We start from the raw sequence: 25,294 nt of genomic DNA, 5'->3' as shown, positions 1-25,294 counted from the left end.
CGACCATCCATTGGACTCCCAGCTATGGTAGTGGCGGAAATAAAGCCGAAAATATGAACTTCCCCATCCAATTCCCCTCTTCACTCAGCCAGCTTCCCTCCGCAGTTGGGGCAGAAGTTAAATCCTTCACCGGAAACAGGAGACGAGCATTTGCCGCAGATCCTGCCGATGGGGCCAAGCTCCACGATCAGCTCTCCTTCCTTGACCGGCACCATCTTCTTGTCTTCCTTGTAGTTGGCAAACTTGAGAATCCGCTTGACGGTTCCGTCCATCGGGGAGAGGACCGCCTTTTCCTGCTTCATGATGGTGATATTGAAAAGCTCCTCACCCTTTTTGACGATGTCACCGACATTGACATACATGATCCACAGGTCGCCATTACAGGGTGAAGCCACATGGCAGGGGTTGTTCTTGTCCGCCATCTCGATGGATCCGGCCTTTCCCCTGACTGCTTCGCCCACTTTCACCGGATAGGTAAAGAATTCGCCGTCAAGGACATAGCGGACCAGGCTCATGCCCTGGTCATTGGGCCGTGAGATATCGACAATGGTCATCAGGTGGGGTTTTCCGCCGCTGTCGTTGAAGTACATCTCCTGCTTGGGAGTCAGGCCCTCGAACCACACATCCAGGGGTATCAGGTTCGGATCGCCAAACTGCTGCTGGAACCGGATGGTCTTTAAGGCATCGCCGGGATGGTTCAGGTACATCACCAGCTCTTCCTCCGAAGGTCCGCGGTTGAGGTGGGAGGAGAGTGCCTGGCGCTCGGCCTCGATATCCACATCCTCCAGGGAAGCGAGGGGAGATTTTTCGGTCCTCCCGGCTACGGCTTCCTTCCATGCCGGGCCAAAGGCACTCTCGTACACCCAGTCGGGCGGAAAACCCAGAGGGAGCGGGCCAAACTGCCCCAGCAGGAGTTGACGGAAAGCGTCGTTACTCTCCCGGTAAATCATCAGCCGCTCTTTTTTCAGCTCATCGCTCATTTCTCCCTCCGGAGTGTTGACCACCTTGTCCAGCACTGCGAGAAGATGCCGGACTTCCTGCTCCCCGCCCCGCTTGAAGGCGCTGGTCACGGCCAGAAAGGCCGTATTCCAGGTGATCTGAGAGCCGGGAGTTACGTCATGGTAGCGGACAATGGTGCGGATTCCGGCCAGGAAACGGAGCATGGAGGGCAGAAGGTGAATGTAATTCTGCTGCATCGCCCCCTCCTGCGAGGAGGATGTGGCCCCCCCCGGCATGCCGTGTGATACGGCGTCATGATCGATCCCCTGAAAATACGGGGCGGCATACCGGTCATAGTAGGGCATGATCTGCTTCAGCAGGAAGCCGCAGCTTCGGATCATCTCTTTATTCAGGTTGGTGGCCAGGCCAAGTTCGCCCTCGACAAAGGCGGCGGTAGCCAGAACATCCCCTTGACCATACCATCGGACAGCAGGACCAAGGCCCGTATCCACGATCTGGGCTCCTGCCTCGACCGCTGCCCCCGTTGCCGGGATAAACAGGCCATCGGTGTAGTGCCGGTGATAGTGGATGACCAGATCCGGATAGCGTTTCCTGATGGCCCCGACCAGTTCCCTCATGAACCGGGGCGGACAGACTCCGGCCATGTCCTTCAGACCCAGGATAAAAAGGCTGGTGGCCTTCTTCCTGCCAGTGCCGCTGACCCTGGTTACCATATCGATTATTTTCTCCACCACGCCAAGGTAGTGGGGTACATCAAACCCCGCAGCCCAGGAGAGGGATATGGCTGGTTCGAAAATATTTGATCTGGAGTTTAAGGCCACCTCGGCAAAAGGCTCCATACTGTCGATATAGTTTAGAAAATCAAAGCAGCGGATCACATCGTAGTGCTCGCAGATCATCTCGCCGGTCAGCCTCATCAGGTTTTTGGGCTGGGGCTTGTAGCCGAGCACATTGGTCGATCGGATCAGAATCTGCTTGGGGGTATTGGGCGCAAACCGGTTCCAGTCCCTGGCCTCCTGGAAGGGGTAGGTCATATTGGCCATCATGGCCACATGAAAATGCGCTCCGCCGCCGTTTTCCAGAGAGAAAAAGCCGCAATGGTCAAGATATGGCCCGATGAGCTGGTCTTCGGCCAGGCGGAAGCGGTTTCCGCTGTTTGACTGGGTGACATCGCGGGTCGTGGTATCGGTGAAATGAACCAGCCTGGAATCGCGGATATAATCCAGCAGGGCCGTGCGGTCTCCCCTGGGATAGGTATGCTGGTGGCGGTCGAAATTTTTTTCCGGCACAACCGGCGTAAATCTACCCAGCCGCTTATCCTGCCTGCCCCGGTATTCGCCTAGTTGGACAAAGGGGTTGTAGCCCCTGGCTGAAATCTCGGCCACCAGCCGCGACAGGCGCAGGGGTTCGGGCTCATGCACCTGGTAATCCATGAGGGAGGGGGTATTGGCAATGAAATTGGTATCGAAATCACCAGCCCTGAACTGGGGATGGTCAATAATCTGCAAATGGAAGGGTATGGTGGTCTTCAGGCCGCTGATGGTATATTCCCGAAGGGCCCGGTCCATGATTCCCAGCACCTTGGTCCAGGTCTTTCCGTAGGCGATCAGCAGGGAGGCAGCCGAATCGTACTCCGAAGGGAATTCATAGCCTGACGAAACACAGGAGTCAAGCCGTATCCCCTGACCTCCGGGCGAGATGTAGCGGGTAATCAGCCCGGCATTGGGAGCGAAGTTGCTCTGCGGGTCCTCGCAGTTGACGCGCACCTGCATGGCATGGTTGAAGGGGACGGTGTCCTTTTTATTAAACCGCAGGCTGGCTCCCAGGGCAATGGCGATCTGCTCTTCCACCAGATCAATGCCGTAGCGGCACTCGGTAATGCCATGTTCCACCTGAAGCCGGGTGTTGACTTCGATCAGGTAGGGGTTCCCCTGCCCATCAACCAGAAACTCCACCGTGGCCAGGGAATAGTAGCCCACCTCCCTGACCAGGTCCTCGGCATAGCGCTTCAGCTGGTTGCGAAGGTCCTGAGTCATGCCGGGCCAGGGTGTAGGGGTAATCTCCACCAGCTTCTGATGTTTTCGCTGAACCGTGCAGTCGCGCTCGTCAAAGGCAAAAACATTCCCGTAGCGGTCAGCCGCGACCTGAATTTCAAGGTGGCGGACACTGGTCAGGAGCCGCTCCACATACAGGCCGGGATTGCCGAACGTTGCCTGAGCAAGGGCCGAAGCCTTGCCAAAGGCCTTCTCCAGTTGATCCTCTTCAAATATCTCGTAAATGCCCCTGCCCCCGCCTCCGCCCTCGGCCTTGAGCATGATCGGAAAGCCAAGCTCTCTGGCCACCCGTCTGGCTTCATCCACACTGACCGCACCCAAAGACCCCGGCACAACCGGGATCCCCAGCTTCCGGGCCAGAGCCCTGACCTCCACTTTATTGCCAAGAAGCCGCATGGCCTCAGTGCTTGGGCCGATAAAGACAATGCCCGCCTCCTCGCACCTGGCAGGGAATGAGTCGTCCTCGGACATAAACCCCCAGCCGGGATGAATGGCAAAGATGCCCCGCGCCTTGGCCAGGGAGATGATCAGGTCCATATCCAGATAAGCCCGGGTGTTTTCTCCCAGAAGAAGCAACTCCTGGGCTCCGGAGGTAAAGGGTGCGGTTTTATCCACATCCGTGGCTGTCATGATCGGAATCGCATTGAAAACCTCCCGGATGGACCGCACAATCCGCCGGGCCGGAATACCCCGGTTGGCAACCAGTATTCTTTTCCCCCGCACGCTCTCAAGTACCTGCTCGAATGGTTTCCCTTTTTTCATGTGTTTTTCCTCTCGTTATTTCTATTTAAGCATAGTTTTCAGGAGTCAAAAGATAGTGGCCGCTGACCACTTCTCAAGGATATATCTTTCCGGAATGGATTACTCTTTCCCTGCCTGACGATACCCGTATCAGGAGGCCGCCGCTGCGATCCAGCCCCACAGTTTCCGCCCGATAGAGCCCCGCGCCGCGATGGTCGTCGATGGTGACCTCTTCGCCCATAAAAGCGAGGTGAGGCTGGAGATACGAAATAAACCGCTCTGGCGAGCCGGAGAAGATCGTTTCATGGCAGCAGGACTGGCCAATCAATACCAGCCTGTTCCAAAGATCAAGCAGTCTGGCCGAATACCCGGCTGCCTTCAGGGAGATGGGTGGAAGTGCCAAAGGGTCATCGAGCTGTAATTTCTCCGGGCTTGAAACCAGGTTAATGCCCACACCGGCAATAATCGCATCCCGTTTAGCCTCAATCAGAATTCCGCCAACCTTTTTCCTGTCGATAACAAGGTCATTGGGCCACTTGAGCCGGACCGAAATCCCCTCGCTCATGAGGCCCCGGATAATCATGTATCCCACCACCAGGGAAAGCATGTCAGCCCAGGGCCTTGGAGGATTGGGCAGACGCCAGGCAGCATAAATATTCCCCGGCGGAGAAAGCCATACCCGGCCAAATTGCCCTCTTCCCGCCCATTGGCTGTGAGACAGAACCGAACCCCAGACCGGAAGAATACCCATCCGATGAAAGTGCCAGGCCAGATCGAGACTGGAAGAGCAACTGCCGGTAATGATCAGAGGTGGACCCTCCCGGCACTGCGACGATACCCAGCACCTGCTTTTCGGCCCCTCCCTGACGATGGAAAGATCAAACCAGGGCGACAATTCCAAAATATCGACTACCCCTGGCGGGGCCGCTTTTGACAGTAGATCAGGACTGGTCTCTTCGGCTCTGCCGCAGAGGCCGGTCCCCCAGAGGAGAATTCCTGCCATAAGGAGAACGTACCTGCCGTTGAAAATTGACGACTGACCAATAGCTGATTTTATTAACTTTCCATACCTTCACAGAGTATAATCTATTTTTGGAAAAAAATGCCAGCATTATTTTTTCAGGGTGACTGTGTTCTTCCAGGCAGGCCCGCATGAAAAAATAGCCGCTCATCGGTTTTAGTAAGGAAAATATTGAGCATCCTTGCTCTCTTATTTCAAAGGAAAAATCGATGAGGTAATTCACCAGTCGCACGCTGACATCTATTCGACCTTCAGGCCATAAAGGGGAAATTATCATATCACATACTTCGAGCCATTTCCGGGCGTCTCATGATGTCTGTCTGAAGAAAAAAGGGGGACCTGATTTTTCTACCGATCATGGTTACAACCAACCACAATAAGAATTTAGATGTTTTTCTCTGGCATGTATTGTGCCCTTTTCATGCATCTTTGATAATCTTATCAGTAAATGGCTATAAGTGTAGTAAATCACTACAATCACCCTGTTTTTAGTATCAATAATATCATGTGATTAATTAGCTACTTAAATAATTACCATAATTGTAGTTAAAAGCTACATATTTTAGCTTTGTCAGTAAGATAATTTCTGTTAAATATCAATAACTTATTATCTGGAATAAAAAATGCATATATTCAACAGTAATTCTCACTGCCGGACACTTTTTATTCCCGACTCTGTATGCGTCTGTAAGTGCAGGTATTTCACGTCATTCCCGCGTAGGCTTGAATCCAGGGGTTTGCTGCAACCATGCATGGATTCCCGCTTTCGCGGGAATGACAGAAAAAGTGTCCGGTAGTGAATAGTAATTCTATAACGCTTCCAGTTCCGGAACCAGTGGCGGGGAAGTTCTATAGTATGGCTAAGACAGCGTAAATAAATAAGGAGCCCATTTCTGTCCTTTTGACTAAATGACATGGGGGATAATAAATCCCAAAATCGCTTTACTTATTTATGACTCTGTTTATTTAGTCCAAAATTGAGGAATTTTTCCCCAAATGGTAGTCATAACATATTGTTTTCATTGAATCACAATTTGGAAAATTCTCAAGATCATAGTAAATTTCAATAGACTCATTTATTTCCAATTCCTAATGTATCTTGAGAGAGGTATTGGTAAAATGGAGGAAATTGATATGAAAGGGTATTATAAAATTATACTTATTTTGTCGGTAGCAATATTTTTGTTACATGGATCATGGGCTCAGGCTACAAATATAACATTGACGGGTGTAACAGATGGAATATTTAATGGTATGCCTTTTGATGGAGTTCTTGCAGGAAGCGTTGAGACAGATACAGGTTATTTAGACGGTTCTGTTGTTTTTAATACTACGCCTATAAATTTTCATCCAGCCGCATGGTCATTAAGCTCTTTTCTCTGTGTAGTATGTTGTAATGGAATTGGACTGTGTCCTTTAGCACCTGCTAATACAACACTGTTATATGAACTTACAGACTGGAATTATAATGCCTCAAGGACGTTGTTTTACGAGGATGGTAGTCAAACTAATATGACTTATGAGGTTAGGAACTTAGGAGGAGGGCAAGTTGAAGTTAATTCTCATTGGGAGGGAACATATGGTGGACCTATTGATATAGTCTCCATTTCTCCTTGGTCTCAATTATTAACACCCAATGGGCCTGGTAGTATCACTTTTGAGGGAAGTGGCGAATGTATAAGAACAAATGGCGATCCCGTAAGAGTGTCATGGATAGGCGAGTATACTTATGATCCTACACAAGGCACACTGTCACTTCCACAAATAGTAAATGTAGATCATTCCTTTACGTGGGATGGGACAACTTATACAGTTCAAGGGCATAGCTTTGCATGTCCTATCCCCGAACCCTCCACCATAGTTCTTTTTGGCTTTGGCTTCTTTGGCTTGCTCGGTGTTGGTGGGATTAAGAAAAGGGTTCGGAGAGGATGATCCAAATTTCATTTGAAAGTTTTAAAAGGCAGAGTCAGGATGACTCTGCCTTTTTTATTGCTACTGGCTGTCTTATGATGAGGTGGATGAATCTGGAGAACAAATTATCAAATTATTCTTTTTCCGTAAGACCTTACCGAATCCTCTCCTGGATAGATAACCTTCAAGAGATTTTTTCTTTCTTTCCATATTGGAAAAAATGTTTATTTTTATGTATTATTATGGTATATTAATAAAAGTCTACCATAATTGTTTTATGAGGTGATCAAAGGCGCAGAAAAAAGATATCTGTCATCACCAATAACTGAATCCGTATCAGATTGGCTCTAGTAGCAAAAAATAAAGAGAGAGAGGGAGAAAAAGCTATGCAGGCCAAGGCTAGACTGAAAGTCTGCTCCGGGCATCCCGGCTATTCACCCGGGCCGGCCAGGGTTTACCATCCCCGGCAATTGGCCCTTTTCACCAGCACCCCGGATCCAATTCCCATAGGAATTCATTGGGAGCCTGACGAAGGGGAGGAGGTGATCATCGATGAGGGACTTTCGATGATCAAAAATAAAAACTCCTCTCAACTTCTCATCTCCGGGTTCGGAGTGTTTCTTGAGCAGGAGAATGAACGGCTGATCGTGAGCAGGGAGGGGAAAACAGTCTATAAATTTCCTCTGCACCATATGAATGAGGTTATCATTTCTTCAAGGGGAATCTCCATTTCCAGTGGCCTGATTGCAGATTTATGCCAGCGTGGGATACGGCTCAGCCTGCTGAGCTCTACGGGAAGACCCCTGGCCATGATTACTTCTCCCCTGCTGACATCCACCACCCTTATCCGGCGGGAACAGATTCTGGCTTTTCAGGACCAGCGGGGAGTGGAAGTGAGCAAAGCCATTCTGTCGGGAAAGTTCCATAACCAGGAAAAACTGGTTCTCCTCTTCCATAAATCTCTCAAACAAAAAGACCCGCAGCGGGCGGAAAAGATACAGGAAGCTGCCCGGTCCATCACAGTGCTGAGAGGCAAGGTCAAAAAGATCACCGGAGAGAGCATCGATGAAATCCGGGCCGCACTGCTGGAAGTCGAAGAAGAGGGAAACAGAATGTACTGGGAGGCCGTCAGGAAAATTATCGACCGGAAATTCGAATTCCTGGGCCGGGTTCACCAGCAGGCTGCGGAGGCCATCCGCTCGATGCTCAATTACGGATACGGTCTTTTATATTCTCAAATCTGGGGTGCGGTTTTGCAGGCCGGTCTTGAACCCTTTGCAGGCTTTCTGCATGTTGACCAGCCGGGCAGGTCCTCGCTCGTGCTCGACCTGGCTGAGGAATTCGGCCAGCCGGTAGTGGATCTGCCAATCATAAGTCAGGTGAATCTGGGAGAGATCAACCGCGTGCACAATGGACTCCTGGATCCGGAGACACGAGAGTCCATCGGCCAAAAAATCCTGGAACGGCTTGGATCGACGCAGATCTCTGAGGACCGGGAATATCAGATCAGATCGATTATCCAGATTCAGGCCCGGCATCTGGCCTCTTTTCTCAGAGGCGAGGAGGGCAAATACAAGCCTTTCCGCTTCAAATGGTGAGGCTGCCGACAGTGATAAATCTTACGGTTACCGATATCAAGCAGTATATTAACTGTCCGCGGATAGTGTTCTTTACCTATTTTTTATCCCTTCAGTGGCCGGAAGCTGAACCTGCGCCAGAATACCAGGAACGCTCCCGGTGTTACCAGATCATCCTTGAAAAGCTCGAACATCGGCGCAAGCTGGGAAAATACCACCTGGATGAAGGAGAACGGGTGTTTCAGCCTGCCCTGACATCATCGAGACTGGGGTTGAGCGGACAGCCGGATATGATCGTCAAGTCCAGCGAAGGGCTGTTTCCCGTCGAATTCAGTGATACCACTGCCCCCAAACCATCGAAAAGCTCTCTTTACCCGCTGACAGCTTACGCTCTGCTGCTGGAAGATATCTCCGGGGTACAGGTCAGCCAAGGGTTTGTCTATCTGCTTGCGCTCCAGGATGTTGAGGTCTTTCACGTTACCGGAGAGCTCAAGGAAGAAGTGCTGAAACTCGTATCTTCTATCCGGGAAATGCTGCAGAAAGAGCGGCTGCCCGGTCAGACGAAAAACCGGGGCCAATGTACCGGATGTACATACCAAAACTTTTGCGCCGATGTCTGGTAGGAAAAGAAGCAGGAGGAACACTCTCCCCCTTCTCACTTCCCCAATCTGGCGCGCACCATCTCGGAAACAGCCTGAAAGTCTGTCTTGACGCTTTCAAGACCGGGAAGGTCCTCGATAACCACAAACTGCTTTGGAAGGGCAAGGTTGGGAAGCAGCTCTGCCATCTGTTCCAGGATGCGCTTTTCATCGACTTTCCGGGTAACCGCAGCCACTATTCTGGTCCCTTTCAGGGCATCGGGGATCTCAACCACACAGCAGGAAACATTTTCCGGAAGCAGCCTTTCCAGAATGGTTTCCACGCGAACCAGCGAGACCATTTCGCCTCCGATTTTAACGAATCGCCTCAACCTGCCGACATGCCAGAGATAACCTTCCACGTCCATAAATCCCATATCGCCGGTATCGTACCAGCCATTCCGAAGGTGCAGTGAAGTCTCTTCAAAATCATGAAGATATCCCTTCATCACGGAAGCGCCCCTGACCAGGATCCTGCCAACTTCACCGGCAGCGCATTCCCGGCCGGTCTCGTAATTTTCAATTCTCACCTGTATATTCGGAAGAATCCTGCCGACACTGCCGGGCCGGTTGAACTCTGGGGTGTTGGCGGAAATGGCCGGTGATGTCTCCGTGGTTCCATAGGCGTCGAGCAGCGGTATCCGGTGTTTATCCATAAATCCCCTGCGCAGCGCCTCCGGGCATCGATCAGCACCAGTCAGGGCGATGCGGATGCTCTGAAAATCACCCGGTTCCGACTTGTGAAGATAGCCTTTGAAAAAAAATGGGGTTCCGGCCATTAAGGTCGGTTTTTCCTCACGAACAATGGTGCAGATGGTCTTATAGTCGAGCGGGTTGGAATAAGCGATAATCGTCATTCCGTGATAGACGGGCAGCCAGAGGTTGGCTGTCTGACCAAACACATGGAAATAGGGCAGATTGGCCAGCATACGGTCCTTTGCCGAAAACCCGAACATTTCGGTCAGACCTTCGACATTCGAGACGATATTCCGGTGAGTCAACTGGACGGCTTTCGGCTCTTTTTCACTGCCGCTGGTGAACAGGATGACGAGATTGTCGTCTTCATCCCCTCGATGGATGGCTTTGAGAAGAAGCGGCAGCGGTAATCTTGACTTGAGCGCTGCCTTGAATTTGTCTGCCGTGGAAATGCTCTTCATGATATCCTCGATGAAGACCATTCCCCTGACCAGGCGGCAATGTATCTTCTCCACCAGGGTTCTTGAAGTGATGATGGTCTTGAAGCCGCATTTTTTCCGGGCAAATTCGGCATTATAGGCAGCTCCGGTTGAATAGTTGATCATGACCGGAATCCTGCCGCTCATTAAAGCAGCCAAAATAGCCAGGGCACAACCCGCAGAGGTCGGAATCATGATGCCGAGATAACCGGGTTCATATTCCCGGAATTTATCAGCCAGGATGAGGGACGCCACAAGAGCACTGGAGAAAGTAAGCTGCTTCCCCGTAGTACGGTCAATGATGGAGAGTTTGCCTGGATATTTTTTGGCCACGGATACAAATTGCTGGTGTAAAAGCATTTTTGACCCTTAACTTTTTCTTGATATCCGTAAATAATTTATCCTTCATTTAATTTATCATAAGCTAAGGCAGAAATCAAGGCTGGTAAATTTGGCCCCAGGGCACAGATGTTTCCCATCTTGGAGTAAACCCAACATTTGACCCATGAGCCGCCAGGTCCAATGGTGTCCTGAATGTTGGGTTTAGGCTATTTAGAAGAAACCACTGGATTCCCGCTTTCGCGGGAATGAGGGGTACTCCGTATTTTTTACTGACCACTGACCACTGACCCCTAATCACCAACCACTCCCAACCAATTCCCGCAGCACCTGACCTGTCGGTGATTCAGGAACGCGGCAGACCTCCTCCGGCGTTCCGGCAGCCACCAGCCTGCCGCCCTGGTCTCCCCCTTCAGGGCCAAGATCGAGGATGTAATCTGCGGTCTTGATGGTATCCAGGTTGTGCTCGATGACCAGGACGCTGTTGCCTGCATCCACCAGGCGGTTGAGGACGATAAGGAGCTTGCGGATATCCTCAAAATGCAGCCCTGTTGTCGGCTCGTCGAGCAGGTAGAGGGTTCTTCCGGTGTCGATCCGGGCCAGCTCACGGGAGAGCTTTATCCGCTGGGCCTCACCGCCGGACAGGGTAGTGGAGGGCTGGCCAAGCTTGATGTACTCAAGTCCCACATCGGAAAGGGTTTGCAGGATGCGGAGGATTTTGGGGTGGTTGGAAAACAGTGACATGGCCTCTTCCACGGTCATATCGAGGACCTGGGCGATGTTCTTTCCCTTGTAGGTGATGCGCAGCGTTGCCTCGTTAAAGCGGCTCCCGTGGCAGACCTCGCAGGGTACGTAGACATCGGGCAGAAAGTGCATCTCCACCCTGACCATGCCGTCGCCGGAACATGCCTCGCACCGCCCGCCCTTCAGATTGAAGCTGAACCTTTCCTTGCCGTATCCGGCGACCCTGGCCTCGGTCTGCCAGGAAAACACCTCCCGGATAAGGTCAAAGACCTTGACGTAGGTGGCTGGATTGGAGCGGGGAGTGCGGCCAATGGGCCGCTGGTCAATATTGATGATTTTATCGAGCTGCTCGAAGCCCTGAATGCCTCGATGCCTGCCGACAGCCAGCCGGGCATTGTGCAGGCGGTTAGCCGCAGCCGGATAGAGGATCTGGCGGATGAGGCTGCTTTTCCCTGCCCCGGACACGCCGGTCACAAAGCAGAGCACCCCAAGGGGGATGGGGACATCGATGTCTTTGAGGTTATTTTCACTGGCCCCCTGGATGGTGATCCACCCTGTGGGAGACCTGCGGGTTGTGGGGACCGGAATTTCCTTGTGGCCAGACAGATATTGGCCGGTCAGAGAGTTAAGGTCCTTTTTCATCATTTCAGGAGGGCCGGAAAAAATAACTTCTCCGCCATGCACACCAGCACCCGGCCCAAAGTCAACCACATGATCTGCGGCCTCGATCGTCTCGCGGTCATGTTCGACCACGATCAGGGAATTGCCGATATCCCGGAGGTGGAGAAGGGCTCTCAGGAGCTTCTGGTTATCCCGCTGATGAAGCCCGATGCTCGGCTCATCGAGCACATAGAGGACGCCGGTCAGCTCGGTGCCCATCTGGCTGGCCAGGCGAAGCCGCTGGGACTCGCCGCCCGAAAGCGACGGGCCGGACCTGTTGAGGGACAGATATCCAAGCCCCACATTCAGCAGGAACCGCAGCCGGGATTGCAGCTCCTTGACCAGCTCAGCGGCAATCAGTGCCCGGCTGCTGCCCTCGACCTTAAGGGCATCGAAAAAGCCGTACAAATGCTCGATACTCATGGAGGTGAGTTCGGGCAGGGTCTTTCCTCCCACCCGCACGCTGCGGGCTTCGGGCCGAAGCCGCGTTCCCTGGCAGTCAGTGCAGGGAATGTCGCTCATGTACTGTTCATACCGGGTCTTCTGACTCTCTGAGGTTGTCTGTTTCATACGGCGAAGGAGGGTCGGGATAATGCCCTCGTTTTTGGTAGTGTAATCAAGATCGAACTTCTGGCCGGTATAATTGACCACAAATTCCCGGTCGCCTGAGCCATAGAGAATAGCCTGCTGATGCTCCCTGCTGAGCTGGCCAAAGGGAGTATCAAGGTCGATGCCAAGTTCCCTGGCGATAGCGGAAAATATCTGATACGACCAGCCCTTCTGGTTTTTCATGGTAAAGCCGATGGCTTCGAGCGCACCTTCATGAATGGACTTGGTCGGGTCCGGCACGATCAGGCTGGGGTCGATTTCAGCCCGCGTGCCAAGGCCGTTGCACTCCCGGCACATGCCCAGGGGGCTGTTGAAGGAGAAAAGCTGCGGCGAAAGCTCAGGACAACTGAGCCCGCACAGGTCACAGGCCAGGTGCTCGCTGAAGGGGATATCCTGGCAGGCTGGCTGCTGACTGCCGCCTGGTGATGAGGATGCACTGCTGCTGCGGGATGCACTGTCGGGGGAGGCATCGGCCAGGCAGGAAACCACCAGTTGCCCTTTGCCTACCCGGAGGGCGGTCTCGACCGAATCGGTCAGCCGCTCCTTGACCTGATCGGTGATGATCAGCCGATCCACTACTACCTCGATGGTGTGCTTTTTCTTTTTATCCAGGCCGGGAATTTCAGAAAGCTCCAGCACCTGGCCGTCAACTCGCACCCGGACAAAGCCGCCCCGCTGGACCTCGGTCAGAAGGTCTCGGAATTCCCCTTTTCGCTGGCGCACCAGGGGTGCCAGCAGCAGGATTTTGGTCTTTGGCGGAAGCCGCAGGACCTCGGCCACGATCTGCTCCGGCGATTGGGCGCCGATCGGACGTCCGCAGCGGTAGCAGTGCTGTACCCCCAGGCGGGCAAAGAACACCCGAAGGTAGTCATAGATTTCGGTCAGCGTGCCCACGGTCGAGCGGGGATTTTTACTGGCTGCCTTTTGCTCGATGGCAATGGTAGGCGAAAGCCCCCGGATATAGTCGTAGTGGGGCTTTTCCATCTGTCCCAGAAACTGGCGGGCATAGCTGGACAGCGATTCTACATAGCGGCGCTGTCCTTCGGCATAGATAGTATCGAACGCCAGCGAGGATTTTCCGGAACCGCTCACGCCGGTGAAAACCACCATTTTCTTTTTGGGGATTTCAAGATCGATATTTTTGAGATTATGCTCCCTGGCCCCCTGAATGATCAGGCTCTTGAGCTCCAGGGAGGAATAATCATGATCGCTTAATTTCATACTTCGATATAGTAAGGTAATGGAAAATTATGTCAATTTTAGTCGCTCATATTGGTAAGACAACACATTAATATTTCTCCCGCAGAGACGCAGAGGCGCAGAGGTAAAAAAGACAAAATTATTTTCTCTGCGCCTCTGCGTCTCTGCGGGAAATCCCCTCTATAGGATTTTCACTTCGCTAAAGGCATCAGATCCAAACAGTGTGATGGCTACCATATATGAGAGATTTTAGTATAATATTCCATGATCTCCCTGTTCTGTTTATTATAAAAAGGGATTAGTAATTCTTAGCTGATCTTCGATATATTGCCCAGACTGCATGTCTTCGGAATAGAGAATCTTACATTGATCCTCCAGAGCACTTGCCACAATCAGACTGTCATAATAAGAATATCTATACTTTTCAGCAATCTTTAATGCTGATTGAATCGTATCTACAGTTATTTCTCTTACCATACAATGTCTGGAGAGTTCCTCGATTACCCTGGAAATGGCCTTGGGAGCGAGTTTCAGTTTCTTTACCATCACGTTGGAGATTTCATTTAATACCTGGATGCTGATTATCGGTGGAGAATTGTCCACCAGGTTTTCTGCAACCTGCCGTTTTTCAGTTTCATCTTCCGAATATAAATAAATCAAAACATTGGTGTCAATAAAAGCTTTATCTTTCATTGGCCTCTTCCCGGTTAAACTTGAAACTTTTGGTTTTTATTTTGACTGCGGTAAACCGGGGTTTGCCTACATATTCCTTTTTTTCCTCTTCCAGCAAAAGAATAACTCTTACCTCATGGTCAATTTTATTTCTGAACTCGTCAGGAATTTTAATGACCCCTTTATCTACTCTGGCTTTAAACTCAATAGCTTTCATCTCTTTACTCACCTTTTCTCAAAGTCTTACTACTAGCTTTCATATTCCACTATGATACGGCAAATATGCGTGCGGGTCAAGATGGGGGTGGGGGAAGTTGGCAGCAAAGGCCAGGGGGGTGGGGGACTAGCCCTGTCCCAGCAGTAGGATGAAGTCCGACCGGCTATTCAGTGTACTCAGTTTTCTTCGCATTTCCACTATCCGGGGTGTGCCCTTAAAATAGAAAGAGAGAAATCTCCTCATGCTCAGGCAAGCCGATCTTTCATCATAAAACCTGGCCAGACTGTCAAAATGATCCAGAGCGGTTTCTTTAATTTTGTCAATAGACCGGGATTGGCCTATCTCCCGGCCATGCAACTGATGCAGGATTTCGCCGATCAGCCAGGGATTGCCCAGAATGGCCCTGCCCGGCATGACGGCCATTGCCCCGGTTTGCTGGAGGATTTCTCTGGGCATAAATGCCGTTCCTATGCCGCCATTGGCAATCACCGGCACGCTGACAGACTGGGCTATCTCTTTGATCCGCTGCCAGTCCACCGGACCGGAATACCCCTGCTCCACGCTGCGGCCATGAACCGTGATAGCGTCAACCCCGTTTTCTTCAGCCATCCTGGCCACAACCAGGGCAGTCAACTCGTTCGTCCGAAATCCCAGCCGCATCTTGATGGTCAGAGGGATGTTTATGGCCCGGCGAACCGCTCCCAGAATCCTTCCGATCTGGTCAGGGTTTTTCAGCAGGGCTCCGCCCTCCTGTTTGGAGAGCACTTTTCTGGCCGGACACCCCAGATTGATATCCACAAAGGAAAAGCCCAGGTTCTGGCAGACAAGCGCAGCCCTGGCCATAATCTCGGGCTCAGAGCCCAGCAATTGGGCCCCGGTGCAGGTCTCTTCCTCTGAGCGCACCAGCATCTTCATGGTTCGCTCATTATTGACCAGGATAGCCCTGGCCTTGACCATTTCCGTAATAAGGATGATGCCTCCAAATCTGGCTAATATCCTTCGATAGGGATAATCCGTGTAGCCGCACAGGGGAGGCAGAACCAGTTTTTCCTGAATGAGTAACTTCCTGAAATCGCTTCGGTCCATACGTGGCGGTCTTATAAAGAGATGATCTTATAAAGAGATATCCTCACGTAGCCTGAGGGGACAATGTCAATACCATGTTCCCATCCTGGAAAGTGGAAAATTCTCCTGTTTTTATTCAACGGGGGAAATTCTCTTGTCTTTGTTCCCGGCATGTTCTCTATAGCAATAATCTAGTGCCCTGTCAAGGCTATCTTTAAGGGGCTGTCTGGATTCCCGCTCCCAGAGCAAGGCCCATTGTCGGCATGGGTGCGCGGTTCATCCCTACGCCCGTGGGGAACACGCGCACCTTTTCAATCGCATTACAGTATAGGAAGAAGGGCGCTGGCACCTAAATAGACAGGAAGTATACCGTTTGGGAATGCTCCTGGAATAGCAGCTAAAAACCCTACGGCTGCTGGATTGGCCACTGGAAGAAAATCTGTTATAAAGCTTGAAGAGGTCACCGGCAATGCTGCGTAGTCTGTTGGAAGGGTTAAAACCTTAATTGATCCGTTTGATTTTATTAAGCTTGAAGGGGGCCAGAAATCGACACCACCAATTGGATCAAAATAGGCCATACCCAATGGTGTATTATAAAGAAGCCATGGGTAGTTTAGTGATGGATTCCAAGTTAACCCGGGTTCAACAGGCAAGATAGTAGACTTGGTTAATTCACTTACTATTGGGACCGGCACCCCGCCAGCATCGAGAGGTGATAGAGCCGACGACCATAAAGGCCATAAGGTATTATAAGGTGGTAAGGCTGCCCAGTTTTGTGCATGAGCTATGGGTGTGGGTGAATACATTAAGAATAGAGCGAATGATACAGTAACCGCTGTGAAAGATAACCATGAGAGCCTCTTCTTGATCATCATTTTGGAAATTCCCCTTTCCAACCCGCAAAGCAGTTCTTCTAAAGGATTTCAATGTATGTTTTCAGTATGCTCTTAGCTTTTGCTCTTTCTTCTCTTTTCATCTCCTTTTTCTTAGTTTAATTTTTTGAGTATGTCTGCCGATTTATTAAGGCAAGATTGATACCAGTGAAATGAGTACAAGGCTATATTAGAAGAAAGTAATTATTCTCCTAATTATGAGTAATACTACTTATTATCACCTTAACAGGTAATAGAAACAGCATGCCTTTCCTTAAAATTATATAGAGATTTCATAACCCCTATGACGCCAAAATTAAAAGAAATGCGGTAACTACTCAGGCACAAAGGCACATTTGTACCTCTGCCTTTGCCCTTTTGCCCCTTTGTGCCTGAGTAGTTATGAATATTTGACTATTGGCTGATACATGAATTAGGATAGTAGTGTTATCACCGATAAAGTTATAATAAATAGTCAATAAGCCTTATTTTTCCGGAAACAGGGATAAGAGAAATGAGCATCCTGTTGATTTCATTACAGAAGGACTTGGACATTCTCGGACTGAAATATCTTCACTATACCTTACTCAATAACTCCTGCGATTCTCTCTTCCTTTGTTTACCAGCCTTTAACCCGAATGATGCCAAAGCCCTTGAACAGATCAGGGAATTTGTTTCTGATCGTTCGCCCGGATTGATCGGAATAAGCTTGATGTCGGTTGAGTATGATAATGCCTGCTGCTTAACTGCCTATCTGAAAAGCTGTTTTCCATCAATTCCAATTATCTGGGGAGGCATACATCCGACTATTGCGCCGGAAATGTGTCTGGATTACGCTGATTACGTCTGCATCGGAGAAGGCGAGAGAACGATCCTGGATGCAGCCGGAGCCATTGACAGAAACGAAAGCCTGGCCAACATCAACAACCTTTGCTTCAGAGTTCATGGGCAGCTCAGGAAAAACCCCTTGTATCCGCTTATCGAAAATCTGGATGAAATCCCGTTTTATGATCATATTCCGGTTCACTGCTATGTTCAGGACCATAAGGGCATAGCACCGGTCAGCAAACGCTCTTTTCAGAAGCATGCCCGGTATTCAGGGACAACCTATAGTGTCATGAGCTCCAGAGGATGCCCGTTTTCCTGCACTTACTGCTGCAACAACTTTATCTCACGGCTCTATGGGTCCAAAAAGGTCAGGCGGCGGAGCATCGGCAATGTTATCAGTGAGCTTGAGAGGGCTGTGCAGAATAACCCGGAGATCGAGTACATCAATTTCCAGGACGATTGCTTTTTAGCCTGCACCGGCGAATATCTCAGGGAATTTTGTGAAGCGTATCAGGAAAAGGTGAAAAAGCCCTTTATCGTGAGAAGCATTCCTACCTATATCACCCGGGATAAAATGGAATCCTTGAAAAGGGCCGGGCTTGCCTGGATCAGTGTTGGCCTGCAAAGCGGAAGCGACCGGGTTTGCAGGGAAATCTATCAGCGAAGGTCATTAAAGGCAGACTTCCTCAAGGCAGCGGGTCTTATCAGGGATTTTCAGATAGCTGCTTTTTACGATGTTATTCTCGATAATCCATTTGAAACAGAGGAAGACCAGCTTGAAACAATACAAACCCTTATGGAGACCCCAAAGCCGTTCTATACCCAGTTTTTTTCACTGAGCCTGTATCTGGGGACCGAATTATACACAAAAGCAGAGCAGAATTCCCTGAGCATGGAAAGCTCTCTCAGGAAGGATTATCTGGTATACAAGAAAAGCACCCTCAACGATATGCTGAGAATCTCCACTTTTCTCAGGAAAGAGCATATGCACAAAGTGCTGGACCTCTATAAAAAAGACCCTGAATCCTTCGGATTTAAAATTACCTTTACCCTGGCTCGATTGTTCTCTCTGTTCATCCGTGAGCCACTTACCTATTTCCAGGTAATCAGGCTTTCACAGAATGGCAGCTACCTGAGAACATTCAAGGTCATGCCAAGCTATTTCAAGGAAGGATTCAAACGGTATTTGAACCAGTTTATCAGGTGAGTTTCGGACATGGTAAATATCCTCCCTCCTTTTTTGTGGTTTTTATAGAGAGATTTCAGAAAGATGAGGGCTATGAATTTAGGGCTAATTCAAATGGATTTGAATATTATAATGATTATTTTGAAAAACTCTGGAATGATCCTGAATTTAGGATTTCTCGCCCAACGGCCGAAAAATAATTTTAGGCAATTTTGATAAAAATAATACTTGAAATCTCGATTGATGTTTGATATATTAAAAATATAGTTATAAAAATTAAACATATCGATCCAATAATAAACTAGGGTGCAAATTATAAATATCATAATAATAAAATAAATTGACATCCTCCGCACCTCATAACGCAGTGCAGGGGATGTTCAGTTCTTCAATTGAATCAATAAGTAACGGTTACTGAAAGACGCTTTCTGAAAAAGCGTACCTTGAAGCCCGGTCGAAACCAGAGATGGTTTTACCGGGCTTTTTTGTTTTTCGGGCTGCAGCCGCTGGGTAATCTGGGTAATTATCATCGGGGCATACAAGCCCCAGCATGAAAAGCAACCTGGAGGATAATGCAATGAAGAAGAGGACAAAAGTGCAGGATGCAGTACGGGAAGGTGCTCAGGAAGCATACGGTGCCTGCGGTCAGGAGACCGGACTTTCCGCTGCTGAGCGGGAAATGTACGAGGGGGCTGAAAAGTCCCTTCGCTCCTTCATCGAGGCGGCATGGCCGGTAGTTGAGCCCGGTCGTTCCTTTGTCGATAACTGGCATATTGATTCGATCTGCAATCATCTTGAGGCTGTGGCCAGAGGTGAGATCCGTCGTCTGGTGATTAATGTCCCGTACCGGACATCCAAATCGACCATTGTTTCAGTCATGTGGCCGGTTTGGGTCTGGCTGCAGGATCCGACCAAGCGATTTTTGACCGGATCGCACAAGGATGCCCTGGCGACCCGCGATTGCCTGAAGTCACGGCGGATCATCGACAGCCAGTGGTTTAAAACCGGCTGGGCAGACCGCTTCCGGTTCACCACGGACCAGAACCAGAAGACGAGGTACGAGAATAACCGTACCGGCTGCAGGGTGGCCTTTGGCATGACTTCGGGAGTGACCGGAGAGGGGGGGGATATTCTGATCATCGATGATCCTCACAATGCCAAAAAAGCCATGTTCTCCGATACGGAACGGCAGAACACCCTCGATACCTTTGATCAGGAGCTTTTCACCAGGCTCAATGATCCGAAAAAGTCGGCCATTGTCATCATTATGCAGCGTCTTCACGAGGATGACCTGACCGGTCATGTGCTCAAGGACGGCGGCTGGGAGCATCTGTGCTTTCCCATGGAGTTTGAGCCGGACAGAAGGTGCGTGACCTGCCTGGGAGTGCAGGACCCGCGTGAGGTGGAGGGAGAATTGCTGTGGCCGGCCCGCTTTGACCGGGACTGGCTTGATCAGCAGAAAAAAGTGCTTGGTACCTTTGGCACAGCCGGGCAATTGCAGCAAAACCCTGTTCCGTCAAAAGGCGGCCTGGTCCGGCTTGACTGGTTTCGTACTTACCGGGCCATCCCTTCACGGGATCAGTGGATAGAGGTACTGCAATGCTGGGATACGGCCCAGAAGGCGGATGAGCTGCTCAACTGCCCCTGGGTCTGCGGAACCTGGGTCAGAACCAAGACCGGCTATTACCTTGTCGATGTCTTTCGGGAATGGCTGACCTATCCTCTCGGCAAGCGGATGGTCAAAGCCCTGGCTGAAAAATTCAATCCTCAGGTCATTCTGATTGAGGATAAGTCAACCGGCTCTTCCCTGCTGCAGGATCTGCCGCTGGAAACTGCGCTCCCTCTGATTCCATTCGCGCCTGAATCGGACAAAATCACCAGACTGGCCATCGAGAGCCCGGCCATCGAGGCAGGCAATGTCTGGCTGCCTGATTCAGCACCCTGGCTGTCTGATTTTTTGCAGGAAATCGGCCACTTCCCGCTTGGGGCGACCATGGACCAGGCGGACATGCTGAGCATGGCGCTCAAGTATTTTCGCACCCGCACTGCCTGTTTTGATTTCGACAGCACTGGCCGAAAGTGTGACTATATGGCCGCAATGAACTGCTATTGAACTTAAGGAGTCAGGCACATGACAACTGAATTCAATGAGATAAAGATACCAAAAACAGTTGAGAAGGAAATTGCCACGACCGGCAAAGACCTTGACGTTTTCGGCGGCTGGATCAACCGCCTGGAAAATCCGGACCCGGTGCTGCTTACCGAAGCCAGAGGGAAGGGAATCAGGCTCTACGATGAGGTTGTCCGCGATCCGCATGCTTTTTCCGTGCTGCAGACCCGCTATCTGGCCGTAGTCGGCAAGGAGTGGAGTGTGGTCCCGGCGGGAAATCACCGCCGGGCCTCAAAGTCGGGCCGTGACCTGCCCGATGTGCAGATTGCCCAATTCGTCGAATCCGTGCTCATGGATTGTAACTTCGATCAACTGCGGCTTGAAATCCTGCAGGCAATTCTCTACGGCTACTATGGCGCTGAAATCATCTGGAAAGTGAAAAACGGGAATATCGTTATCGACCGGTTCCTTGGCAAGCATCCAAGGCGTTTCTGCTTTACTTTGGAGCGGGAGCCGCGCTTACTGACCCCAGCCTCGATGATCAACGGAGATCCGCTTCCGGACCGTAAATTCCTCATCTTCCAGTACGGCGACAGCGACAACCCGTATGGCCAGGGCCTGGGGCAAAAGCTCTGGTGGCCGGTCTGGTTCAAGAAGCATGGCATCAAATTCTGGGTCATTTTTATGGAGAAATTCAGCATGCCAACCCCCATCGGCAAGTACCCGGCCCAGGCCAGGGAGCAGCGGACAAAACTCCTTGAAGCCATCGATGCCATCAGAACCGAGACCGGGATCGTTATTCCGGACTCCATGTCCATAGAGTTGATGGAAGCCTCCCGGCAGGGTGATGGCTCATATCTGGCAGCCTGTGAGTATTTCGACCGGCAAATATCGAAAACCGCACTTGGCCAGACCCTGACCACCGATGTCGGCAGCAGGGGCTCTTACGCCGCCTCGCAGATCCATGATGAAGTGAGGCAGGATATCATCGAAGCTGATGCGGACCTGCTCGACGGATATCTGAATAAGGTCCTGATACCCTGGATTGTTGATTACAACTTTCCGGGCGTGACCAGCTACCCCCGCCTGGTGACCCACGCCGGTAAAAAGCCGGACCTGGCAGATCGAAGTCAGATTGACAGGACATTAGTGACCGAGATCGGCCTGCCGATAGCCAAATCGTATTTTTATGAAACTTACGGCCTGCCGCAGCCACTGGAGGGAGAGGAAGTGGTTAGTAAAAACAGTGGCCAGTGAAAAAGAAAGGAGGATAGGATAATGAACAGGGATTTTTCAGGTTTCGATGACTGGGTGCCAATCTTTGCCGGAGGAAAGCAAATCGACAGTCAGGGTGCCGAGCATGAGGGGGATGAGCTGATTGACAAGGCAATACGGCTCTTCGATCCCGAATACCATGAGCCGCCGATAACGGTTGGACATCCTCACGATAACTCTCCGGCCTTTGGCTGGGTGAAAGCTCTCAGGAAGGTAACCCGGAAGCTCAATGATGGAAGCAAAGTTAATGTACTTATGGCCAAATTCAAGGATGTGGTGCCGGAGTTTGCTCAGGCAGTCAGGCAGGGCCTGTACAAAAAGCGCTCGGCCAGTTTCTATCCCGACGGCCGCCTTCGGCATGTCGGGTTTTTGGGTGGCATGCCTCCCGCTGTCAAGGGGCTGGCTGACCTCAAGTTCGGAGAAGGTGAGCACTGCATGCTTTTTTCCGATGCTCTTGGGGCAGAGAACAGTGAGGAGGATGACAATGGCCATCACCCCCACCCAGTCTCCCCCCTCAAGGGGGAGGAGAATAGTGAAGGCTCTCTCCTCACGGGAGATGGTGAAGGCTCTCAGGTGAGATGGGGAACATCTGAGGAGGGCAGCAGCGCATCGACAGGAGAAAATGCCGGTGCTGCACCGGCGTTGAGCGAAAGCTCTACTCAACAGAGGGAGGACGAAAACTTTACTCAACATAAGGAGGGTCAGAATATGTCTTACACAGAGGAGCAGATGCAGGCTCTCCTCGATCAGCAGCGGGAGCGGATTACGGCTGAATTCGAGGAAAAGCTGCAAAAAAGCATTGGAGAGTTTACCGAGCGGCTGAATCAAATCAGTGATGAGACAGCCAGGAAAATCGAGGAGGCCAGAGAAGAGGGCCGGAAAGAGGCCACGGCAGACTTTGCCGAGCAGCGGCGGAAGGATGGAGAAGCGGCCAGGAGGAAGGAAATCAGAGAGTTTATCACCACTGGCATTCAGTTTGGCCACATCCTGCCAGCATGGGAAAAACTGGGTCTCGCTCAATTCATGGAGAGTCTGGGGACTGATCAGAATTTCAACTTTGCCGAAGGCAAAAAAGAAACTCCGTACCAGTGGTTTCGCAACTTTCTTTCTGAGCTGCCCAGGACAGTCAATTTCGGTGAATTTGCCACCAGGGCTAAAAATATCGCCGCCTCCGGCAATGCAGGCCAGCAATTGAACGATCTGGTTGCCGGGAAGATGAAAGAGAATCCAAAACTTGATTATATGGCCGCCTTCAGCGAGGTTCAGCGGGAAAATCCTGATCTTGTCAGAGAGTATGAGCAGGAAATCCACCTTGCCAGATAATTCATTTTCAGGAGTCAGAAGTCACAAGTCAGAAGTCAGGAGCCGGTAAATTTTTATCCTGCTGTTGATCACCGATCACTGACCACCTATAACAAGGAGAAAGAAATATGAGCACAGAAAATGCTGTTCTTCGTCTTCCCTTTCAGGCAGCGGAAGATCTCTCGAATTATCAATACCATTTCGTGGTTCTGGATCCGGCCACGGGTAAGATAAGATTACCGGATTCAAGCGCGGAAGTGGCCCTTGGCATCCTGCAGGATGCACCGGCCAGCGGTCAGGCAGGCAGTGTCATGCTGCTTGGCAAGAGCAAGCTGGTAGCCGGTGCGGCCCTCAGCATTGGCAAGTTCGTCAAGCCTGAATATGTCAGTGCCGCTGATGCAGGCAAGGCTGAGGATGCGGGCGCTAACTGGAAGTATACGCGGGCCCGTGTTCTTGAGGCTGCTGACGCTGAAGATGACCTGTGTGCCGTGGAACTGATCGGCCCGTTCCCTTATGGTGCCGGAACCATCATCGGCCAGATATCCGTGACCACCCTGTCTGAGGCCGGGGCCGCTACCTATACTGCTGAGCAATTGCTTGGCGGCCTGATCCTGCGCGATCCGAACGGGGCTGACCGCTCTGATGTCTTTCCCGATGCAGCACAGATTATTGCTGCCCTGACTCAGGCCAGTGCGGGCAATTCCTTTGAGTTTACTATCCGCAACACAGCGGATGCTGCCGAAACCATTACCCTGACTGCTGGTGCAAATATAACCCTGTCCGGCACCATGACTATTGCCCAGAATAACAGCCGGCGCTTTTTGTGCGTTATAAACGATGGTTCGAGCGTAACTATTTACAGTCTTGGAACCGGAGTCCATTAATCATTCAATCAGCAGGTATCAGTGGAGCAGGAATCTCTATCCTGCAACCCGCTGCCTACATAAGAAGAGAGGAAAATAGCTATGGGACAGCCAAATGTGAGAGGTTTACTGGTTTCAGGGCCTTTGGCCAATATTTCTCTTGCTTACCGGAATCGTGCCTACATTGCGGACCGGGTCTTTCCGGTCATTGACAGCCCTTCGCCCGAAGCCAAAATTGGCCGCTATCTGAAGAGTGACTGGTTTCGTGATGAGGCGGCTATCAGGGCACCCGGAACAAGGTCAGCCAGAGGCGGCTATAAAATCGATACCGTGTCTATCAACGCCACGGAGTATGCCTTTGCCAAGGAAGTTACCGAAGAGGACCGGCAACTGGCTGCTCTGCCCAATACTCCCCCCTTGCAGCCGGAGCAGGATGCCATTGAATTTTGCACCATGAAGATCGACCTGAAAAAAGAGCGCCGGGTGGCCGAGATCGTCCTCACCAGCACCTGGTCTGATCTTTCCGGAGGCGAGGATGCTCAAGGGTTGTGGGCCGCAGGTGCAGGCAATACCTTTATCAGGGATGTTGAGACTGCCATTGACCGGATCGAGAGCAATACCGGGTTTCGGCCCAATGTGCTGCTGCTCTCTGCAAACACCCTGAAAGAGCTTAAAATGGAAACCACGGTGCTTGAGCGAATCAAATACACGCAGCGGGGCATTATCTCGGCTGAGCTGATCGCTGCCCTCTTTGACCTGGATGAAGTCCTGGTTGGCGGGGCTATTTACTCCTCCGCCAAGGAGAAGAAAGCTGGTTCCGAGTTTACGGCTGCCAGAATCTGGGAGAAAAATGCCGGTAAAGGCTCGGCTTTTCTCTTCTACCGGCCACCGGTTCCGGGACTCAAGACCCCAAGCTCCGGCTATCAGGTCAGGGTCCCTTATCCGAACGGGCTTCCCCGAAGCACCAGGACATGGAATGAGCCTGCTGAAAATCAGGACGTGTATGAAGTAAAGGAGAATGTCTGTATTCTCCAGACCGGCGCGGATCTTGGCTATTTGTGGTACAACACCATCGCCAGTTAGCAAGGGGGATATCCACTGGATTATTCGGGGCCAGGGGAGAATGGGTCTTACACAGGTGGTTTGTGATCGCCGGGGCGGTCACAGTGGCAGTGCCGCCCCGGCAATCAAAGTGCCATTTCTCCTTTACTGACCACTGATCACTGACCACTCACCACTGGCCACTGACCACTATAATGACCACAGGAGTAACTT

General features: G+C 51.0%; 17 protein-coding genes. 9 read left to right on the top strand and 8 right to left on the bottom strand.

Going from position 1 to position 25,294, the window contains the following annotated elements:
• Positions 1 to 80 precede the first annotated feature (80 nt).
• Both AB1611_00625 and AB1611_00620 read right to left on the bottom strand, forming a co-directional pair.
• Positions 81 to 3,776: a pyruvate carboxylase gene (locus AB1611_00625; protein ID MEW6378089.1), complete on the bottom strand. Its 3,696-nt coding sequence runs from the start codon at positions 3,774 to 3,776 to the stop codon at positions 81 to 83.
• A 73-nt stretch (positions 3,777 to 3,849) separates the two neighbouring features.
• Positions 3,850 to 4,758 (bottom strand): biotin--[acetyl-CoA-carboxylase] ligase, encoded by a 909-nt coding sequence (locus AB1611_00620; protein ID MEW6378088.1) that lies wholly within the window; start codon positions 4,756 to 4,758, stop codon positions 3,850 to 3,852.
• A gap of 1,137 nt (positions 4,759 to 5,895) precedes the next feature.
• Between AB1611_00620 and AB1611_00615 the strand changes: the two genes are divergently transcribed.
• From AB1611_00615 to cas4, 3 genes are all read left to right on the top strand, one after another.
• The gene (locus AB1611_00615; GenBank protein MEW6378087.1) at positions 5,896 to 6,708 is read left to right on the top strand and encodes a PEP-CTERM sorting domain-containing protein; all 813 of its coding nucleotides are present in this window, start codon (positions 5,896 to 5,898) and stop codon (positions 6,706 to 6,708) included.
• A gap of 365 nt (positions 6,709 to 7,073) precedes the next feature.
• Positions 7,074 to 8,285, top strand: a complete 1,212-nt coding sequence (gene cas1, locus AB1611_00610) for a CRISPR-associated endonuclease Cas1 (GenBank protein MEW6378086.1) — start codon at positions 7,074 to 7,076, stop codon at positions 8,283 to 8,285.
• Between the two features lie 11 nt (positions 8,286 to 8,296).
• Positions 8,297 to 8,887, top strand: coding sequence for a CRISPR-associated protein Cas4 (gene cas4 / locus AB1611_00605; GenBank protein ID MEW6378085.1), 591 nt, complete (start codon positions 8,297 to 8,299; stop codon positions 8,885 to 8,887).
• Between the two features lie 32 nt (positions 8,888 to 8,919).
• Here the strand turns inward: cas4 and AB1611_00600 are convergent, their stop codons facing one another.
• The 6 genes from AB1611_00600 to AB1611_00575 form a co-directional block, all read right to left on the bottom strand.
• Positions 8,920 to 10,437, bottom strand: coding sequence for an AMP-binding protein (locus AB1611_00600; protein ID MEW6378084.1), 1,518 nt, complete (start codon positions 10,435 to 10,437; stop codon positions 8,920 to 8,922).
• A 276-nt stretch (positions 10,438 to 10,713) separates the two neighbouring features.
• Positions 10,714 to 13,650 carry an excinuclease ABC subunit UvrA gene (gene uvrA, locus AB1611_00595; protein ID MEW6378083.1) on the bottom strand — a complete coding sequence of 979 codons (2,937 nt, stop codon included), beginning with the start codon at positions 13,648 to 13,650 and terminating at the stop codon, positions 10,714 to 10,716.
• 264 nt (positions 13,651 to 13,914) lie between these two features.
• Positions 13,915 to 14,322, bottom strand: a complete 408-nt coding sequence (locus AB1611_00590) for a PIN domain-containing protein (GenBank protein MEW6378082.1) — start codon at positions 14,320 to 14,322, stop codon at positions 13,915 to 13,917.
• Positions 14,312 to 14,518 carry a hypothetical protein gene (locus AB1611_00585; GenBank protein MEW6378081.1) on the bottom strand — a complete coding sequence of 69 codons (207 nt, stop codon included), beginning with the start codon at positions 14,516 to 14,518 and terminating at the stop codon, positions 14,312 to 14,314. Before AB1611_00585 ends, AB1611_00590 begins: the two co-directional genes overlap by 11 nt.
• 126 nt (positions 14,519 to 14,644) lie before the next feature.
• Entirely contained in the window at positions 14,645 to 15,604 is a 960-nt protein-coding gene (gene dusB, locus AB1611_00580; GenBank protein ID MEW6378080.1) for a tRNA dihydrouridine synthase DusB, read from the bottom strand.
• A gap of 299 nt (positions 15,605 to 15,903) precedes the next feature.
• Positions 15,904 to 16,458 (bottom strand): hypothetical protein, encoded by a 555-nt coding sequence (locus tag AB1611_00575; GenBank protein MEW6378079.1) that lies wholly within the window; start codon positions 16,456 to 16,458, stop codon positions 15,904 to 15,906.
• A 511-nt stretch (positions 16,459 to 16,969) separates the two neighbouring features.
• On the opposite strand from AB1611_00575, the gene AB1611_00570 reads away from it, so the two are divergent.
• The 6 genes from AB1611_00570 to AB1611_00545 all read left to right on the top strand — a co-directional run bounded on the left by AB1611_00570 (position 16,970) and on the right by AB1611_00545 (position 25,102).
• Positions 16,970 to 18,490: a radical SAM protein gene (locus AB1611_00570; GenBank protein ID MEW6378078.1), complete on the top strand. Its 1,521-nt coding sequence runs from the start codon at positions 16,970 to 16,972 to the stop codon at positions 18,488 to 18,490.
• A 556-nt stretch (positions 18,491 to 19,046) separates the two neighbouring features.
• Positions 19,047 to 20,582: a phage terminase large subunit gene (gene terL / locus AB1611_00565; GenBank protein ID MEW6378077.1), complete on the top strand. Its 1,536-nt coding sequence runs from the start codon at positions 19,047 to 19,049 to the stop codon at positions 20,580 to 20,582.
• Between the two features lie 18 nt (positions 20,583 to 20,600).
• Entirely contained in the window at positions 20,601 to 21,836 is a 1,236-nt protein-coding gene (locus AB1611_00560) for a DUF935 family protein (GenBank protein ID MEW6378076.1), read from the top strand.
• A gap of 21 nt (positions 21,837 to 21,857) precedes the next feature.
• Complete coding sequence (locus AB1611_00555) at positions 21,858 to 23,177, top strand: hypothetical protein (protein ID MEW6378075.1); 1,320 nt, start codon at positions 21,858 to 21,860, stop codon at positions 23,175 to 23,177.
• Between the two features lie 107 nt (positions 23,178 to 23,284).
• A complete protein-coding gene (locus AB1611_00550; protein MEW6378074.1) occupies positions 23,285 to 24,040 on the top strand; it encodes a hypothetical protein in 756 nt (251 codons plus the stop codon).
• An 81-nt stretch (positions 24,041 to 24,121) separates the two neighbouring features.
• Positions 24,122 to 25,102, top strand: coding sequence for a hypothetical protein (locus AB1611_00545; GenBank protein ID MEW6378073.1), 981 nt, complete (start codon positions 24,122 to 24,124; stop codon positions 25,100 to 25,102).
• Positions 25,103 to 25,294 lie beyond the last annotated feature (192 nt).

Source organism: bacterium (assembly GCA_040755755.1).
GTDB lineage: Bacteria > SZUA-182 > SZUA-182 > DTGQ01 > DTGQ01 > DTGQ01.
The sequence above is the reverse complement of the archived record's forward strand: the minus strand, read 5'-3'. Positions and strand labels throughout refer to the sequence as shown.

What these genes read in the sequence shown, in the direction of transcription:
- AB1611_00625 (MEW6378089.1), bottom strand. Translation starts at nt 3,776, where the DNA reads ATGAAAAAAGGGAAACCATTCGAGCAGGTACTTGAGAGCGTGCGGGGG.
- AB1611_00620 (MEW6378088.1), bottom strand. Translation starts at nt 4,758, where the DNA reads ATGGCAGGAATTCTCCTCTGGGGGACCGGCCTCTGCGGCAGAGCCGAA.
- AB1611_00615 (MEW6378087.1), top strand. Translation starts at nt 5,896, where the DNA reads ATGGAGGAAATTGATATGAAAGGGTATTATAAAATTATACTTATTTTG.
- cas1 (MEW6378086.1), top strand. Translation starts at nt 7,074, where the DNA reads ATGCAGGCCAAGGCTAGACTGAAAGTCTGCTCCGGGCATCCCGGCTAT.
- AB1611_00600 (MEW6378084.1), bottom strand. Translation starts at nt 10,437, where the DNA reads ATGCTTTTACACCAGCAATTTGTATCCGTGGCCAAAAAATATCCAGGC.
- uvrA (MEW6378083.1), bottom strand. Translation starts at nt 13,650, where the DNA reads ATGAAATTAAGCGATCATGATTATTCCTCCCTGGAGCTCAAGAGCCTG.
- AB1611_00590 (MEW6378082.1), bottom strand. Translation starts at nt 14,322, where the DNA reads ATGAAAGATAAAGCTTTTATTGACACCAATGTTTTGATTTATTTATAT.
- AB1611_00585 (MEW6378081.1), bottom strand. Translation starts at nt 14,518, where the DNA reads ATGAAAGCTATTGAGTTTAAAGCCAGAGTAGATAAAGGGGTCATTAAA.
- dusB (MEW6378080.1), bottom strand. Translation starts at nt 15,604, where the DNA reads ATGGACCGAAGCGATTTCAGGAAGTTACTCATTCAGGAAAAACTGGTT.
- AB1611_00575 (MEW6378079.1), bottom strand. Translation starts at nt 16,458, where the DNA reads ATGATGATCAAGAAGAGGCTCTCATGGTTATCTTTCACAGCGGTTACT.
- AB1611_00570 (MEW6378078.1), top strand. Translation starts at nt 16,970, where the DNA reads ATGAGCATCCTGTTGATTTCATTACAGAAGGACTTGGACATTCTCGGA.
- terL (MEW6378077.1), top strand. Translation starts at nt 19,047, where the DNA reads ATGAAGAAGAGGACAAAAGTGCAGGATGCAGTACGGGAAGGTGCTCAG.
- AB1611_00560 (MEW6378076.1), top strand. Translation starts at nt 20,601, where the DNA reads ATGACAACTGAATTCAATGAGATAAAGATACCAAAAACAGTTGAGAAG.
- AB1611_00555 (MEW6378075.1), top strand. Translation starts at nt 21,858, where the DNA reads ATGAACAGGGATTTTTCAGGTTTCGATGACTGGGTGCCAATCTTTGCC.
- AB1611_00550 (MEW6378074.1), top strand. Translation starts at nt 23,285, where the DNA reads ATGAGCACAGAAAATGCTGTTCTTCGTCTTCCCTTTCAGGCAGCGGAA.
- AB1611_00545 (MEW6378073.1), top strand. Translation starts at nt 24,122, where the DNA reads ATGGGACAGCCAAATGTGAGAGGTTTACTGGTTTCAGGGCCTTTGGCC.